This is a genomic window from Cupriavidus sp. 10L43_2 (genome assembly GCF_056395265.1).
In genome coordinates, this window is the sequence record NZ_JBFTJE010000007.1 from 137,179 (window position 1) to 153,636 (window position 16,458).

Annotated in this window: 15 protein-coding genes; 5 read left to right on the plus strand and 10 right to left on the minus strand. The window is 67.5% G+C overall.

The genetic code is table 11. From position 1 onward, the window contains the following. Positions 1-2 precede the first annotated feature (2 nt). The 9 genes from glyS to AC1DEL_RS12785 form a co-directional block, all read right to left on the minus strand. Positions 3-2,126, minus strand: coding sequence for a glycine--tRNA ligase subunit beta (gene glyS, locus AC1DEL_RS12745; protein WP_441591718.1), 2,124 nt, complete (start codon positions 2,124-2,126; stop codon positions 3-5). Between the two features lie 35 nt (positions 2,127-2,161). Beyond that, the gene (locus AC1DEL_RS12750) at positions 2,162-2,812 is read right to left on the minus strand and encodes a hypothetical protein (RefSeq protein ID WP_441591719.1); all 651 of its coding nucleotides are present in this window, start codon (positions 2,810-2,812) and stop codon (positions 2,162-2,164) included. Further along, entirely contained in the window at positions 2,809-3,774 is a 966-nt protein-coding gene (gene glyQ, locus AC1DEL_RS12755) for a glycine--tRNA ligase subunit alpha (protein ID WP_092291953.1), read from the minus strand. The genes AC1DEL_RS12750 and glyQ overlap by 4 nt, the downstream gene beginning before the upstream one ends. Before the next feature lie 500 nt (positions 3,775-4,274). After that, complete coding sequence (lnt, locus tag AC1DEL_RS12760) at positions 4,275-5,894, minus strand: apolipoprotein N-acyltransferase (protein ID WP_477125816.1); 1,620 nt, start codon at positions 5,892-5,894, stop codon at positions 4,275-4,277. Beyond that, positions 5,891-6,775: an HlyC/CorC family transporter gene (locus AC1DEL_RS12765; RefSeq protein ID WP_092291957.1), complete on the minus strand. Its 885-nt coding sequence runs from the start codon at positions 6,773-6,775 to the stop codon at positions 5,891-5,893. Before AC1DEL_RS12765 ends, lnt begins: the two co-directional genes overlap by 4 nt. 120 nt (positions 6,776-6,895) lie before the next feature. Beyond that, the gene (gene ybeY / locus AC1DEL_RS12770) at positions 6,896-7,636 is read right to left on the minus strand and encodes an rRNA maturation RNase YbeY (RefSeq protein ID WP_092291959.1); all 741 of its coding nucleotides are present in this window, start codon (positions 7,634-7,636) and stop codon (positions 6,896-6,898) included. 2 nt (positions 7,637-7,638) lie between these two features. Continuing rightward, on the minus strand, positions 7,639-8,652 hold the full coding sequence (locus tag AC1DEL_RS12775; RefSeq protein WP_092291961.1) for a PhoH family protein: 1,014 nt from the start codon (positions 8,650-8,652) through the stop codon (positions 7,639-7,641). Positions 8,653-8,660: 8 nt separating this feature from the next. Further along, entirely contained in the window at positions 8,661-10,013 is a 1,353-nt protein-coding gene (gene miaB, locus AC1DEL_RS12780) for a tRNA (N6-isopentenyl adenosine(37)-C2)-methylthiotransferase MiaB (RefSeq protein WP_092291963.1), read from the minus strand. A 99-nt stretch (positions 10,014-10,112) separates the two neighbouring features. Further along, on the minus strand, positions 10,113-10,499 hold the full coding sequence (locus AC1DEL_RS12785; protein WP_092291965.1) for a hypothetical protein: 387 nt from the start codon (positions 10,497-10,499) through the stop codon (positions 10,113-10,115). 390 nt (positions 10,500-10,889) lie between these two features. Between AC1DEL_RS12785 and AC1DEL_RS12790 the strand changes: the two genes are divergently transcribed. Together AC1DEL_RS12790 and AC1DEL_RS12795 are read left to right on the plus strand one after the other, a co-directional pair. Next, positions 10,890-12,506, plus strand: a complete 1,617-nt coding sequence (locus AC1DEL_RS12790) for a DEAD/DEAH box helicase (protein ID WP_477125817.1) — start codon at positions 10,890-10,892, stop codon at positions 12,504-12,506. Positions 12,507-12,520: 14 nt separating this feature from the next. Next, complete coding sequence (locus tag AC1DEL_RS12795; protein ID WP_092291967.1) at positions 12,521-13,555, plus strand: serine/threonine protein kinase; 1,035 nt, start codon at positions 12,521-12,523, stop codon at positions 13,553-13,555. Positions 13,556-13,564: 9 nt separating this feature from the next. On the opposite strand, the gene AC1DEL_RS12800 is transcribed toward AC1DEL_RS12795, so the two are convergent. Beyond that, entirely contained in the window at positions 13,565-14,005 is a 441-nt protein-coding gene (locus AC1DEL_RS12800) for a universal stress protein (protein WP_092291969.1), read from the minus strand. A 309-nt stretch (positions 14,006-14,314) separates the two neighbouring features. Between AC1DEL_RS12800 and AC1DEL_RS12805 the strand changes: the two genes are divergently transcribed. The 3 genes from AC1DEL_RS12805 (at position 14,315) to AC1DEL_RS12815 (ending at position 16,448) form a co-directional block, all read left to right on the plus strand. Further along, the gene (locus tag AC1DEL_RS12805) at positions 14,315-14,932 is read left to right on the plus strand and encodes a response regulator transcription factor (RefSeq protein WP_149136676.1); all 618 of its coding nucleotides are present in this window, start codon (positions 14,315-14,317) and stop codon (positions 14,930-14,932) included. Positions 14,933-15,181: 249 nt separating this feature from the next. After that, entirely contained in the window at positions 15,182-15,679 is a 498-nt protein-coding gene (locus AC1DEL_RS12810) for a Csu type fimbrial protein (RefSeq protein ID WP_477107839.1), read from the plus strand. Between the two features lie 61 nt (positions 15,680-15,740). Then, positions 15,741-16,448 carry a fimbrial biogenesis chaperone gene (locus tag AC1DEL_RS12815; protein ID WP_092291975.1) on the plus strand — a complete coding sequence of 236 codons (708 nt, stop codon included), beginning with the start codon at positions 15,741-15,743 and terminating at the stop codon, positions 16,446-16,448. Positions 16,449-16,458: the final 10 nt, after the last annotated feature.

The following is a 16,458-nucleotide window of genomic DNA, read 5'->3' on the forward strand; positions in this document are numbered from 1 at the left end:
GGTCAGGCGGCCAGCTTGGAGATGTCCGCCACGCGGTTGGCCAGCGTGTGCAGCGTGGCCAGCAGCGCAAGCCGGTTCGCGCGCAGGCGCGCGTCCTCGGCCATCACCATCACGTCGTTGAAGAAGCGATCCACGGCGTCGCGGAGCTGGGCCAGGTCGCGCAGGGCGCCGGTGAAGTCGCCGCCGGCGAAGGCCGCTTCCACACCCGGACGCACGCGTTCGATGGCGGCATGCAGCGCGCCCTCGGCGTCTTCCTGGAACAGCGCCGTGTCGACCGTGCCGATGGCTTCGTCGGTCTTGCGCAGGATGTTCGTGATGCGCTTGTTGGCGGCGGCCAGTGCCTCGGCCTCGGGCAGCGCGGCGAAGGTGCGCACGGCCTCCATGCGGCCCAGCACGTCATGCAGTTGCTGCGGGCGCAGGCTCACCACGGCTTCCACCTCGTTGGTGGTGTAGCCCTTGTCCTTGAGGTAGCCGCGCACGCGGTCGAACAGGAAATCGGTGATGGCCTCGCGCGACGGCTTGACGGCGACGATCCCCGCGAACGCCTGCTCGGTCAGCGCCAGCAGGGTGTCCAGCGGCACCGCCAGCGGGCGCTCGATCAGCATGCGCAGGATGCCCAGCGCGTGGCGGCGCAGCGCGAACGGATCCTTCTCGCCGGTGGGCTGGAGGCCGATACCCCAGATGCCGACCAGTGTCTCGAGCTTGTCGGCCAGCGCCACGGCGGTGCTGACGGCACCCTCGGGCAGCGCGTCGCCGGCAAAGCGCGGGCGATAGTGTTCCGAGCACGCCAGCGCCACCTCGTCGGCTTCGCCGTCATGGCGCGCGTAGTAGGTGCCCATCGTGCCCTGGAGTTCGGGGAACTCGCCGACCATGTCGGTCAGCAGGTCGGCCTTGGCCAGTTCGGCGCCGCGCATGGCGGCGGCCTTGTCGACGGTCACGCCGTGGGCATTCATCGCGTCGGCGATGTGGCCGGCAATCTGCTGCAGGCGCTGCACACGGTCCAGCTGGCTGCCGATCTTGTTGTGATAGACCACGTTGCCGAGCTGCGGCACGCGCGAGGCCAGCGTCTTCTTGCGATCCTGGTCGAAGAAGAACTTGGCGTCGGCCAGGCGCGGGCGCACCACGCGCTCGTTGCCGGTGACGATGGACTCGGGCGTCTCGGTGGCCAGGTTCGACACGATCAGGAAGCGGTTGCGCAGGTGGCCGGCGGCGTCGGTCAGCGCGAAATACTTCTGGTTGGTCTGCATGGTCAGGATCAGGCATTCCTGCGGCACGGCCAGGAAGACTTCCTCGAAGTGGCAGGGATAGACCACCGGCCACTCGACCAGCGAGTTCACTTCGTCCAGCAGCGCGTCCGGCATGACCACCTGGTCGGCGCCGGCTTCCTTGAGCAGGACGGTGCGGATGCGCTCACGGCGGTCGGCATAGCTCGCCACCACGCGGCCCTTGTTCTCCAGCAGCGTGGCGTATTCCGCCGCGTGCGGGATCTCGAGGGTGCCTTCGGACAGGAAGCGATGGCCCAGCGTGACATTGCTGGCCGGCAGGCCGAGCACGGACACCGGCACGATCTCGGCGCCGAACAGCGCAATCAGGCTGTGCGCGGGGCGTACGAAGTGCACCGTGGTGCCGTCCGGGCGCTGGTAGCTCATCAGCTTCGGAATCGGCAGCTTGCCGATTGCCTCGTCCAGCGCGGCCTGGAGGCCGTCGGCCAGCGTAGCCCCCTTGGCGGTGTAGCGATGGAACAGCGCCTCGGCCTTGCCGTCGGAGGCACGCTCCAGCGTCTGCCAGTCGATCTCGGCCACGCCGACGGACTTGGCCAGCGCGGCCAGTTTCTTGCCGAGCGGGGCGGTTGGGGCGCCGTTGGCGTCCAGCGCCACGGAGACGGGCAGGACCTTCTCGCGCTGCTCGCGGTCGGGGGCGCTGCGGCGCACGCCGGTCACCAGTGCGGCCAGGCGGCGCGGCGTGGCGAACGGGGTCACGCTGGCGCCGGCCTCGAGCAGGTCGCGCGCGCGCAGGCCGTCAGTCAGGCCTTGCGCGAAGGCATCGCCCAGGCGGGCGAGCGCCTTGGGCGGCAGCTCTTCGGTGAACAGTTCGATCAGCAGCGAATCGGTCATGGGTTGCGACATGAATCGTATCCAACGGGTATGAAAGGCGCGCGCTGTCAGCAGCGCGGCGCGAGATTGGGTTCTACGCCAGACAGCAGCCACAGGCCGTTCTGCTGGCGGAATTGCAGCGTGGTGTAGGCGCACTGCGCCACCACGCCGGAGGCGCCACGGGCGCCGGCGGCCGGGAAGCGGGCGTCGATGCGCTGCTGGCGGCGGTCATAGCGGATCTCGTCGATCCGTCCGCCCACCCAGAAATCGATCTTCTGCGGCAACTGCGCCGCTGAATAATAGTTGCGGACGGTGCGGCGCGAGCGGCCGTTGCGCTCTTCCCACGTGGCCCACTGCAGCGGGTAGCGGATGGCGCTCTCGTAGGTGCGCAGCGGCACGCGGTGCCAGCCGAGGTCGCGCGAGCCGGACAGGTCGCACGAGAACGAGCGCACCAGCTGCGTCCACTGGTCGATGCTGGCCAGCGACGGCTTCCAGTGCCGGGCGATGGCCTGCTGGAGCGCCTGCGGGTCGGCCTCGCAGATATTGGCGAGGTCGGCCGGCAGGTACAGCGCCTGCGGCACCGGGGTGGTGGCCGCGCGGGCAGCCGCCTGCGCCGCGCCGGACGCCGCCAGCAGCCCGCCCAGCGTTGCCAGCGACACCACGGTCGCCAGCGCTGTCAGGCGCCTCGGCATGCGTGCGCCGCGCACGCGCGAGGTCATGCGCGGGCCCCGTTGCCGCACATCGGGAAGCCGAGCGCTTCGCGCGAGTCGTAGTAGGCCTGCGCCACCTGGCGCGACAGATTGCGGATACGGCCGATGTAGGCCGCGCGCTCGGTCACGGAGATCGCGCCCCGGGCATCGAGCAGGTTGAACGTGTGTGCCGCCTTGAGCACTTGTTCGTAGGCCGGCAGCGCCAGACGCACGCCGGAATCCTTCTTCTGGCCGTCTTCGGTGGTCTCGCCGCGACTGTCACCCACCTCGCCCATCAGCCGGCGGGCCTCGCCCTCGTGCTCGGAGAAATGGCGGAACAGGATCTCGGTGTTGCTGTGTTCGAAGTTGTAGGTGGACTGCTCCACCTCGTTCTGGTGGTAGACGTCGCCATAGGTCAGGCGGCGCGTCTCGCCGTTCTCGACCCACTCGGTCCAGACCAGGTCATAGACGTTCTCCACCTGCTGGAGATACATCGCCAGACGTTCGATGCCGTAGGTGATCTCGCCCGTGATCGGCTTGCAGTCGATGCCGCCGACCTGCTGGAAGTAGGTGAACTGGGTCACTTCCATGCCGTTGAGCCAGACTTCCCAGCCCAGGCCCCAGGCGCCGAGCGTGGGATTCTCCCAGTCGTCCTCGACGAAGCGGATGTCGTTCTGCTTGAGGTCCAGCCCCAGCGCTTCCAGCGAGCCCAGGTACAGGTCGAGGATGTTCTCGGGCGCGGGCTTGAGTACCACCTGGTACTGGTAGTAGTGCTGCAGGCGGTTCGGGTTCTCGCCATAGCGGCCATCCTTGGGGCGCCGCGACGGCTGCACGTAGGCCGCGCGCCAGGGCTCGGGGCCGATCGCGCGCAGGAACGTGTGCACATGCGACGTCCCTGCGCCGACCTCCAGATCGATCGGTTGCAGCAACGCGCAACCCTGCCGGTCCCAGTAGGCCTGCAGGGTAAGAATCATTTGTTGGAAGGTCAGCATAGGAAGACGAAAAAGAAAGCCGCCGGCAAGTGCACGAGCGGTCTCGTGCCAGGATTGCCAAACCCTGAATTCTATCGGGTTTTGGCCACAAGCCGACCGGAACAGGGGGCAATCCCGTACGTTGTGTCACGAAACGGGCCCCGGCGGCGGTGTCGGGCTTTCGCAACGGGTCGGGTAAATCCTGACACGCCATTCAGAACCCGCCGATAGGTGCCGATACTATTTTTGTATACAGTGGAACTACGCAGCCGCTTCACAGCGCGCTGCTCCCGGGCAGCCTCCTCAGGGGGACAACCGCTCATAAAAGGTGTCCGGGCAACAATAACTTTTGGGGATTGGTCATGACGCTACTTTCTCGCAAACCATATCTTGTCGCCCTGGCCGTGATGGCCGCCGCAGCCGCGGTATCGGTGGCGACCTCGGTCCTGGGCTAACCGCTCCGGGCCGTAAAGAAAACGGGCCCTCAGGCCCGTTTTTTTCATTGGCGAAGCGTCACGCCGCTACGGGCGTGCCCGCCGCCGCGCGCCGAACGCCAGCGCGAGCACGATCAGGCAGGCCGCCAGCGCCGGCACATTGCCCCATCGCACAAAGGGGGTGAGCCCCTGCGTACCCTGCACCGTGGCCCCGAGCGTGCCGAGCTGGAAGGTCGGCAGCCGCGCCTGCACCGTGCCATCTGGCTTCACCACCGCCGTCATGCCGGTATTGGTCGCGCGCAGCATCGGGCGGCGCGTCTCCAGGGCGCGCATCCGCGAGATCTGGAGATGCTGGTCCAGGGCGATGGTGTCGCCGAACCATGCCAGATTCGTCACATTTGCCAGCATATTGGCCGGTGACGGCTGCTGGCGCAGGGTGGCGGCGATTTCCTCGCCGAACAGATCCTCGTAGCAGATGTTGGGCGCGACATGGATGCCGCGCACCGGCACCGCCGGCTGGTCCAGCCCGCCGCGCCGGAAGTCGCCGAGCGGCATCTTCATCATGTCCACGAACCAGTGGAACCCGAACGGGATGAATTCGCCGAACGGCACCAGATGGTGCTTGTTATAGCGGTAGAGCGTGGGCTGCTCCGGGCCGATGGCGAACACGCTGTTGGTGAAGTCCACCGGCGAATCGGCCCCGGCCGCGCCGAACAGCACCGTGGTGCCGGTCGATTCCATATGCCGGCGTACCGCCTGGGCGATATCGACCGGCAGTTCCTGGAGGATCACCGGGAACGCGGTTTCGGGCGTGACCACGAGGTCCGCCGGCTCCGCCGTGATCAGGTCGCGGTACAGCTCCAGCGAACGCTGGATGCCCACCGGCTCGAACTTGATGTCCTGCGCGACGTTGCCCTGCAGCAGCCGCACCGAGATTGGCTCGCCCACCGGCGTGGTCCAGGCGATGGGCGTCAGCGCGAAGCCCAGCGCGGGCAGGCCGATGACGAGGGCCAGCGCGGTGACGAGGCCACGGCGCGATGCGGTGTCCGGCGTGGCGTCCTGCGTAGCCGAGCGGCGCAGGGCGGCGCGTACCGCCGTCACCAATAGCGCGGCTACCGCCGAAGCCAGCGCGGCAATGCCGTACACGCCGATCAGGGGGGCGAAGCCGGCGAGCGGCCCGTCGGTATGGGGATAGCCGCTGCCCAGCCACGGGAAGCCCGTGAAGACCACGCCGCGCAGCCATTCGCCCAGCGCCCAGGTGGCGCCGAACGCCAGCGCCGGCAGCACGCCGTGGCGTCCGCGCTGGGTCAGCCAGTGCCAGACGCCGCCGGCCAGCGCGGGCCAGATCGACAGATAGCCGGCAAACAGCACCACGGCCAGCCCGGCCATCCAGGCCGGCATCTCGCCGTAGACATGCATGCTGATATAAAGCCACCAGATGCCGGACAGGAACCAGCCCAGCCCGAACGCGTAGCCCGTGGCGGCCGCCGCGCGCGGGCGCGGGGCATCGGCGAGCAGGGCGACCAGCCCGGCCATCGACAGGATCTGCAGCCACCACCAGTCATGGGGCGCGAACGCCTGCGTATGGGCGACGCCGAGCGTCGCCGCCATGAGCAGCCGGAACACAGCGGTAGCGGACCCGGCGCGCTGGCCGGTTTGCCGGGCGCTCGCCGTGCTGGCGGCGCCGGCCTGGACTTCGCGCGTCATGCGTCGGCCACGGCCAGGTGGTCGGTCGCCTCGCGGCGCACCTGGAGCAGGTGCACCTGCCGTGCGTCGGCGCGCAGCACTTCGAAGCGGAGCGGCGGCAAAGTGATGATTTCGCCACGATGGGGCACGTGCCCCAGATGATTGGTCAGCAGGCCACCCACGGTGTCCACGTCGTCATCGGGGAAGGCGGTGCCGAAGGCCTCGTTGAACTGCTCGATCTCGGTCAACCCGTGCACGCGCCAGGCGCCATCGGCGGTCGGCAGGATGTTGTCGTGGTCCTCGTCGAGGTCGAATTCGTCCTCGATGTCACCCACGATCTGTTCGAGCACGTCCTCGATTGTCACCAGCCCCGCCACGCCGCCGTATTCGTCCACGACGATGGCGATGTGGTTGCGGTTGATCCGGAACTCGCGCAGCAGGATGTTGAGCCGCTTGGACTCGGGGATGAACACGGCCGGGCGCAGCGTTTCGCGCAGGTCGAACGTGTCGTCGGTGTAATAGCGCAGCAGGTCCTTGGCCAGGAGGATGCCGATGATGTTGTCGCGGCTGCCTTCGTAGACCGGAAAGCGCGAGTGCGCCGTCTGCTGCATATAGGGGATAAACGTCTCGGGCGCGTCGGCGATGTTGACGGCGTCCATCTGGGCGCGGGGCACCATGATGTCGCGGGCGGTCAACTCGGAGACCTGGAATACACCCTCGATCATCGAGAGCGAATCGGCGTCGATCAGGTTGCGCTCATGCGCTTCCTGCAGCACTTCCAGGAGTTCGGCGCGCGTGTCCGGCTCAGGGGAAATGAAATCGGTGAGGCGTTCGAGAAGGGACCTTGGGCGATCCGCCTGCTTGTGATTGGCAGGTTTCGAACTGGGATAGGGGTCGTTCATGTCGCGGCTTAGCGCGTGGTGGAGATCGTCTGAAGCATACACTAAAAGGATTCCAGCCCCGTGACAGGGGGTGCCGTGGCGCACGCAGGTGGCGCACACGGCACTTCACAATCCTTCGCTTCAGCGATCCTCGCGCACCGGCAGGTACGGGTCGGCGTAGCCGAGCGCCTGGAGCGTCTCGGTCTCGATCGCCTCCATTTCCTCGGCCTCGCCGTCATGCTCGTGCTCGTAGCCCTGGGCGTGCAGCGCGCCATGGACGATCAGGTGCGCGTAGTGGGCGTCGAGCGGCTTCTTCTGCGCCTTGGCCTCGGCCTCCACCACTGGGCAGCACAGCACGATGTCGCCGGTCACCGGGTCGTCGGCGTGCTCCGCGTAGGCGAAGGTCAGCACATTGGTCGCGTAGTCCTTGCCGCGATAGGTGCGGTTCAGCGTGCGGCCTTCTTCCTCGTCGACGAAACGGATGGTCAGCGTGGCATCGGCGAACAGCGCCGAGCGCACCCATTTGCCGATCTGCTTGGCGGAGGGCAGGCCGGTGCGCTTGCGCACGCCATCGCCATACTGGACGTCGAGTTCGACCTCAGGCGGCGTGGCCGGGGTGCCGGTGGTGGTCACAAGTGGCGTAGCCGTCACGGCGACCGACACGGCGTCGTGGTTGTCCGGCCGCACCAGCAGGCCGGCCTGCTGGCGGGTATCGGTGTGTTCGGCCAGCAGGGCCACCACGCCGTCGGCGGCCTGGGACAGGTCCACGGTCAGGCTGCGCCCATCGGGCAGTTGCACGCGCAGCGCGTTTGCGGCGCTCTTGCGCGCGCGGCCGTCGGCATCGAACAGGATGAGGCTGGCGGCGGGAGACTTCTTGGTCAAGATCAGGCGTCCTTGTGCTGGGCGTGGAATTCGTCATACGCATCGACGATGCGCGCCACCAGGGGATGGCGCACGACGTCGGTGCTGGTAAAGCGCGTGAACGCGACGCCGCGTACATCGCGCAGCACGTGCTGGGCTTCCACCAGGCCGCTTTTCTGCCCGCGCGGCAGGTCGATCTGGGTGGTGTCGCCGGTAATCACGGCCTTGGCGCCGAAGCCGATCCGCGTCAGGAACATCTTCATCTGTTCCGGCGTGGTGTTCTGGGCTTCGTCGAGGATGATGAACGCGTGGTTCAGCGTGCGGCCGCGCATGTAGGCCAGCGGCGCGACTTCGATCATCTGGCGCTCGAACATTTTCTGCGTGCGATCGAAACCGAGCAGGTCGTACAGGGCGTCGTAGAGCGGGCGCAGGTAGGGGTCCACCTTCTGGGCGAGGTCGCCCGGCAGGAAGCCGAGCCGCTCGCCGGCCTCCACGGCCGGGCGGGTCAGCACGATGCGCTTGACGGCATCGCGCTCGAGCGCGTCCACGGCGCAGGCCACGGCCAGGTAGGTCTTGCCSGTGCCGGCCGGGCCGATGCCCAGCGTSAGGTCGTGCGCGAGGATGTGGCGCAGGTACTCGCGCTGCGTGGCGGTGCGGCCCTGCAGCCCGATGCGGCGCGTGTGCAGCACCGGGGATTCATCCAGCCCGCGCGGGTCTTCCTCGCCATTGGCGTAGCCGCTGGCCGTGGTCTCGGGCAGGTAGGCGCCGTGCGCGGAGATCTGGCGCGATTCCACCAGCCCAAGCTGGATGTCGTCGATCGACAGCGACACGCGCGAATCGTTATAGAAGCGCTCCAGCGCCAGCGCGGCGTCCTGGGCGCGCGCGCCGCGCACCGTCATGCGGTGGCCGCGGCGCTGGATCGTCACGTCGAGCGCCTGCTCGATCTGGCGCAGGTTCTCGTCGAGCGGCCCGCACAGGTTCTGGAGCCGCGCGTTGTCGTCCTTGGGTGCGACGAATTCCGCCGTCTGGATTTTCATGGAGGTCCTTACTGGCGCACCACGATCTCGCCGCGCAGCGAGTGCGGGAATGCCTGCGTGATGCTGACATCGACCATCTGGCCGATCATCTGGTCGCGCCGCGCCTGCGGTACGCCGGGCAGCGCGAAGTTGACCACGCGGTTGTTCTCGGTGCGGCCGTGCAGCTCGGTGGGGTCCTTGCGGGCCGGGCCTTCCACGAGGATGCGCTGGACCGTGCCGACCATGCCCTGGCTGATGCGCTGCACGTTTTCCTCGATGGTGGCCTGCAGCCGCTGGAGGCGGCGCAGCTTCACGTCATGCGGGGTGTCGTCGTGCAGGTTGGCCGCCGGCGTGCCGGGGCGCGGGCTGAAGATGAACGAGAACGAGGTGTCATAGCCGACTTCCTCGATCATCGACATCAGCTTCCCGAAGTCGGCATCGGTCTCGCCGGGGAAGCCGATGATGAAGTCGGACGACATCGACATGGTCGGCCGGATCGCCCGCAAGCGGCGAATAATGCTCTTGTACTCGAGCGCGCTGTAGCCGCGCTTCATCGCCATCAGGATGCGGTCCGAGGCGTGCTGCACAGGCAGGTGGAGATGGTTCACCAACTTGTCGCAGCGCTCGTACAGCTCCACCAGCCGCGAGGTGAACTCCTTCGGATGGCTGGTGGTGTAGCGGATGCGCTCGATGCCGGGGATCTCGGCCACGTATTCGATCAGCAGGGCGAAATCGGCGATTTCCGTCGTACCGCCCATCGCGCCGCGATAGGCGTTGACGTTCTGGCCCAGCAGCGTGACTTCGCGCACGCCCTGGTCGGCCAGGCCGGCCACTTCGGCCAGCACGTCCTCGAACGGGCGCGAGACTTCCTCGCCGCGCGTGTAGGGCACCACGCAGTAGCTGCAATACTTCGAGCAGCCTTCCATGATCGAGACGAACGCGCTCGGGCCGTCCACCTTGGCGGGCGGCAGGTGGTCGAACTTCTCGATCTCGGGGAAGGAAATGTCGACCTGGGACTGGCCGGTGCGGCGGCGGCGATCGATCAGGTCCGGCAGGCGGTGCAGCGTCTGCGGGCCAAACACGACGTCCACGTAGGGCGCGCGGGAGACGATGCTGGCGCCTTCCTGGCTGGCCACGCAGCCACCCACGCCGATCACGAGGTCCGGCTTGGCGGCCTTGAGCGCCTTCATGCGGCCCAGCTCGGAGAACACCTTCTCCTGGGCCTTCTCGCGCACGGAGCAGGTGTTGAAGAGGATGACGTCGGCGTCTTCGACGTTGTCGCAGGGCTCCATGCCCTGCGTGGCGTTGAGTACGTCCACCATCTTGTCCGAGTCATACTCGTTCATCTGGCAGCCGTACGTCTTCACGAATACTTTTTTCATGGTGCCGGTCTCAGTGGTTTACCTGGGGGCATCAGGGTTTGCTTCTGCTTCTGGGGACAACGCGGCCGGGGGCGGGCCGCCTGCGACGTGTTTTTCAACTTAATGCGAGGCCTTCCATTCCTTCACCTCGGCATCGGTCAGCACCCAGGCGGTCTGGAGCTGGCCGTAGAGGTCCAGCTTGTAGCGCACCGGGAGCTTCTTGCCGGCGATGACCACCGGGTTCAGCAGCTGCGTTTCCGTGCTGAAGACCCGCAGGCCGGGCGCCGTGGCCACCGTCTTGCTGTCGAGCTTGGCGGTCAGCGGCGTGGAGGCCGTGGGCATCGCCATCACCATGCGCGCCATCGGCGCATCGGCCGGAATCACGCGGACCGGGGTGCCGGCCACGGGCACGTCCTGGGCCAGCGCGGCCGCGCCGGGCAAGGCCAGGGCGGCGGCAACCACCGCCAGGAACACGGACTGACGCGTCAGGGAGAACCGCAAGGACATGATGACTCCGGCTTCGGGTGACTGGTGAGGGGAATGGCGCCGTCCGCGCGACATGCGCACGGGCCGGGCAACCCGGCATTCTACCCGCATCGCCCGCCTTGTACCCCCGTTGGGTGGGTGCCGGGCGCCTGATGTGGCGAGATCCGGACACCCCCGGCGGCCCGGGGCGGGGGGGCGATGGGGTGGAGCCGGCGCCACCCCATCGCCGGCAGGGTATGGGGAGGGCGCCGGGCTGGTACACTACGGCCCTTCTCCCACCGGAGGCGGGGGCAATCGGCCCGTCCCACCGGGACCTGACCCCCTTCGGGGTGCTTCAGGTTCGGTTTCCTACCCATGCCGCCCTGCGATTGGCGCAATCCCTTGCGTGACGGGCGGCTGAAGCGTCATTTCATGTCTTTTTCCGATCTAGGCTTGTCCGACAAGCTGGTGCGTGCCGTGGCCGAACAGGGCTACACCACGCCGACCCCGATTCAGGCGCAGGCTATCCCTGCCATTCTCAAAGGTGGCGACCTGCTCGCCGGCGCCCAGACCGGCACCGGCAAGACCGCGGGCTTCACGCTGCCCATGCTGCAGCTGCTGGGCGAATCCGCCGCCCACAATCCGGCCCCGCGCGGGGCACGCCAGCCAGTGCGCGCACTGGTGCTGACTCCCACGCGTGAGCTTGCCGCCCAGGTGGAGGAGAGCGTCCGCAACTATGGCAAATACCTGAAGCTGCGCTCGATGGTGATGTTCGGCGGCGTGGGCATCAACCCGCAGATCGAGGCCCTCAAGCGCGGCGTCGATATCGTCGTGGCCACGCCGGGCCGGCTGCTCGACCACGTGTCGCAGCGGACCATCGACCTCTCCCAGGTAGAACTGCTGGTGCTGGACGAAGCCGACCGCATGCTCGACATGGGCTTCATCCACGATATTCGCAAGATCCTGAATATCCTGCCGGCCAAGCGCCAGAACCTGCTGTTCTCGGCCACGTTCTCGGACGATATCCGCGCGCTGGCCGACCGCCTGCTGAACAACCCCGCCTCGATCGAAGTGGCTCGCCGCAACACCACGGCGGAAACCGTGGCGCAGCGCGCCTACCCGGTGGACCGCGAACGCAAGCGCGAACTGCTGGCCCACCTGGTGCGCGAGGAGGACTGGCACCAGGTGCTGGTCTTCACGCGTACCAAGCACGGCGCCAACCGGCTGGCCGAGCAGCTGACCAAGGACGGCCTGTCCGCGCTGGCGATCCACGGCAACAAGAGCCAGTCGGCGCGTACGCGCGCGCTGTCCGAGTTCAAGGCCGGCACGCTGCGGCTGCTGGTGGCGACTGACATCGCGGCGCGTGGCATCGACATCGACCAGTTGCCCCACGTGGTCAACTTCGACCTGCCGAACGTGCCCGAGGACTATGTGCACCGTATCGGCCGTACGGGCCGCGCCGGCGCCGAGGGCGAGGCGATCTCCCTGGTCTGCGTGGATGAGCACGGCCTGCTGCGCGATATCGAACGATTGATCAAGCGCCAGATCGAACAGACCGTCCTGCCGGGCTTCGAAGTGGACCCGAGCATCGTGGCCGAGCCGATCCAGAAGGGCCGCCAGCAACGTGGCGGCGGTGGTGGTGGCCAGGGCGCAGGCCGTGGCCAGCGCCCGCCGGCACAGGCCAAGCCCCGGGGCGAGGGCGGCGACCGCCGTCAGGAACGCGCCCCGAAGCCCGCCGCACCGCGCCCGGAAGGCCAGCGCCAGGACGCACCGCGCAACCGCCCGGCCCAGCCGGCGCGCGGCGCCAACGGGAACGGCAATGGCAACGGCAACGGTGCCAACGGCGGCAACCGCGGTGGCCGACAGGCTGCCGGCAACGGCGGTGGCAATGGCGGTAACGGTGGTAACGGTGGTAACGGCGGCGGCAATGGCCGCGGCGGCAACGGCAACAACGCCCCGCGCCCGGCGCAGGACGCTGCCGGCGCGCCGCCCGCGCGCAACCGTCGTCCGGCGTCGCAGGCAGCGCTGCTCGGCGGCCGCAAGCCCTGAGCGTCACGCGCCCCATGACAGCGCCCGTCGACGAGGATGTACCTTATGCCGGCCTGACGCCGGAGTGCATCCTCGACGCCCTGGAAGCCGCCGGCTTCCAGCCGGACGGGCGCCTGCTGGCGCTCAACAGCTACGAGAACCGCGTCTGGCAGATCGGCATCGAGGATGCCGCGCCGGTCATCGCCAAGTTCTACCGGCCGGGCCGCTGGACTGACGCCGCCATCCTCGAGGAACACGCGTTCGTCCAGCAACTGGCCGATGCCGAGATCCCGGCGGTGCCGGCGCTGTCTGCCTCGCTCGGCGGACAGCCGCCCGCCACGCTGCTCGTACACGACGATTTCCGATTTTCCGTTTTCCCGCGCTGCGGCGGCCGCGAGCCGGCGCTCGATCGCGCCGAGACGCTCACGTGGCTGGGCCGCTTTATCGGGCGCATCCACGCGGTGGGCGCGTCGGCGCCGTACCAGGCCCGTCCCACGCTCGACGTGGAGACCTTCGGCGTGGTCCCGCGCGACTACCTGCTCGCCCACGACTGCATTCCCGCCGACCTGCTCGCGCCGTGGCGCGCCGCCGTGGACCTGGCCCTGGACGCCGTGCGTCGCTGCTACGACCGCGCCGGCGATATCCGCCTGCTGCGGCTGCATGGCGACTGCCATCGTGGCAATGTGTTGTGGATCGATCCGGAAGACGCCCGCGGACGCGGCGCGCCGGGCCCGCATTTCGTCGATTTCGACGACAGCCGCATGGGGCCGGCGGTGCAGGACCTGTGGATGCTGCTCGAAGGCGACCGCGCGGCGATGCAGGGCCAGCTGGCCGACATCGTGGCCGGCTACGAGGATTTTGCTGAATTCGAGACGCGCGAGCTATGGCTGGTGGAGGCGCTGCGCACGCTGCGCCTGCTGCACTACAGCGCCTGGCTGGCCGCGCGCTGGCGCGATCCCGCTTTCCCGGCCGCGTTCCCGTGGTTCGGCACGGCGCGCTACTGGCAGGACCGCATCCTCGAATTGCGCGAGCAGATCGCGCTGATGGACGAACCCCCGCTCTGGGGGTAGGCCAGCCGATCAGGCGGGGCGGCGATCGCCCTTGACCATCATCACCGGGCAGTCGGCCTGCGCCAGCACGCGGCCCGCCACGGAACCAATCACCGCATCGAAGAACGACCCCCGGCCATGGGTGCCCATGACGATGGCATCGGCATGGACCGCCCTGGCGTGCGCCAGGATCTTGTCCGGCGCGAAGCCGCGCAGCGGGTGGCGCTCGAACGGCACGCCGGCATCGCCAAGGATCTTGCAGACGGAGGCCATGGCCTTCTCGCTTTCATCGTGGTGCCAGGCGTCGATGGTGTCCTTGTTGACGAACGCGCGCACCTGACCCGTGACTTCGGGCGAGACGTGCACCACGTGCACGGTATAGCCCGGTTGCAGCAGCCGTCCGGTGGCCAGGAAGTGCGCGGCGGCATCGCTGAAGTTCGATCCATCGGTGGCAAGGATGATTTGGGGCATGGCGGCGATCTCCGGTTGTGGCATGACACAGGTGTCACGCATCCTCATCAGATTGGCAGATGTGCGGGGCTCGCCTTTCAACTTAGGTCAAATTCAGACGAAATTTTCAGGATTTCACGATTGTCATGTCCGTCGCGATGTGATTTGCCGATGTCATCCGCGCGCCCCGGGCGGACACAAATCCGCAGGAGCTGAAATTTCTGCATCGATACACGGAAGTTTCGCAGTGTCATTGCCGACGTTTCCGCATCCTGCACGGAAACGGACGGCCTATGCTCGGGCATCACTCAACTGTAGGAGCCCGAGCCCATGCCCACCGCCCTTGTCGTGGATGATCACCCCGCGATCCGGCTTGCCGTCAGAAGCCGCCTCACCGAGGACCTCGATTTCGACACCGTCACGGAAGTGACCAACGGCGCGGACGCCTTGCGCGTGCTGCGCGACGCCATCGCCGACCTGATCGTCGTGGACCTGAGCCTGCCCGGCGTGCCGGGCGAGGCGTTGCTGGCCGAACTCGTATCGCGCCATCCCGGCACCCGGGTGCTGGTGCTGTCCGCGATGACCGGCGCCGGCGAGCGCGCCATCCATGGCGGCGCCCATGGGTATGTCGACAAGGGCGACGGCCTGCACGCACTCACGCCGGCCCTGCGCGCCGTCATGCAGGGCTTCGCGGTGTTTCCCACGCACCTGCTGCCCACGCTGCGGCGCCTCTCGGCCGTGGCCGGCGACCCCGCGCGCATTTTGAGCCGGCGCGAACTGACGGTATTGCGCATGCTGGCCTCGGGCCATACCAATAAGGCGATATCCGAATTACTGGAAATCAGCAATAAAACCGTCAGCTCGCACAAGGCAAATATCATGAGCAAACTGAAATTCAAATCGCTGATTGAACTGGCAGAGTTTGCGCGACGACATCACTTGCTGTAAGTCCCGACGTGATGGGGGCGCTCCGTGATGAATCTTTTTTGAGTCTCGCGACGCACGATTGACATCGATTTATCCGGCATCTATATCAGCAGTGCGCGGAAATATCTTTTTGCTGTTTCTCACCGCGAGCGTTGGAAACCGATTTATCAGTGAATGCCGATTCAGCGATTTCCAAGTAAATCCGGCGAGATTCCCGCGCAATTCAACGACCTGCAATGCGAACCCGATAGATCCGGACAAGGAGATGTCATGCCTGCTCGTCTTTCACGTGTCATGGCCATCGCGGCCGTGCTGTCACTGCCGGTGCCACAGCTGGCAGGGGCGGCCACCAAGACCGGCACGTTCCTCGTGAGCGCCGTGGTGGTCAGCGATTGCGACATCCGTAGCACGCCGAACCTCGCCTTTGGCGAAGTGGGCGCGATCAGCCAGCCGGTGGATGTGACCACCGTCATCATCGTGGCGTGCACGACCGGCACCGCCTACACGATCGCGCTGAACCCCGGTGACGGCACCGGTTCCACGGTGCCGGACCGGCGCATGAGCAACGGCACGAATTCGCTGAAATACCAGTTGTACAGCGACGCCGCCCGCACGGCGGTCTGGGGCCAGACGGTCGGCACGGACACCGTCGGCGCCACCGGCAACGGCAATGACCAGGAGCGGACGATCTACGGCCGCATGCCACCCCAGACCATGCCGGCGGCGGGCACCTACCAGTCGCTGGTGACCGTCACTGTCCAGTATTGAGCCGCGCGCCTAACGGCACCTGCCGCGCCATCTCCACCCGACCCCCTGTCGGAGACACAACATGACAAGAACACTCCTGGCGACTTTTGCGCTCCTGCTGGCGATGCCCTTTGCGAACGCGGCGACGATTCACGTCAAGCCGACCATGACGCTGATTCCACCCGGCCAGTCCGCCGCCGTCATCACGCTGACCAATCAGGGCGATACGCCGCTCAACGCGCAGGTGCGATTGTTCGGCTGGGACCAGGTGGGGGGCGAGGACGCGCTGTCGCCCACCAACCGGCTCGTCGCCAGCCCGCCGATGCTGACGCTGGCGCCGCGCCAGACGCAGTCGATCCGGCTTGTGCGCACGGAAAAGTCGCCGGCCACGCAGGTCGAGGCGTACCGAGTGCTGGTGGACGAGGTCCTGGACAGCAGCCAGCCCCGGCCGACCGGCGTGACGCTGCAGATGCGCTACTCACTGCCGGTGTTCGTGCTGCCGCGCGAGAAGCTCAAGCCCGCGCAGGTCACGGTGACGGCCTCCGCCGACGGCAATCTGGTGAAGCTCGGCGCCGTGAACCGTGGCGAAAGCCACGCGCAGGCCACCGACGTCTCGTTGGTATACCGTGGCGGCGGCACCAGCCCCGTGGTGCCCGGCCTGCTCGGCTACGTGCTGCCAGGCAAGTCGATCGAATGGAGGCTGCCACTGCCCGCCGACGCCGCGGCCAAGGGCCGGCCCACGCGCGTCAAGATGATGATCAACGGCCGCGAGATGCTGGTCGACCTCTGATGCCGACCGT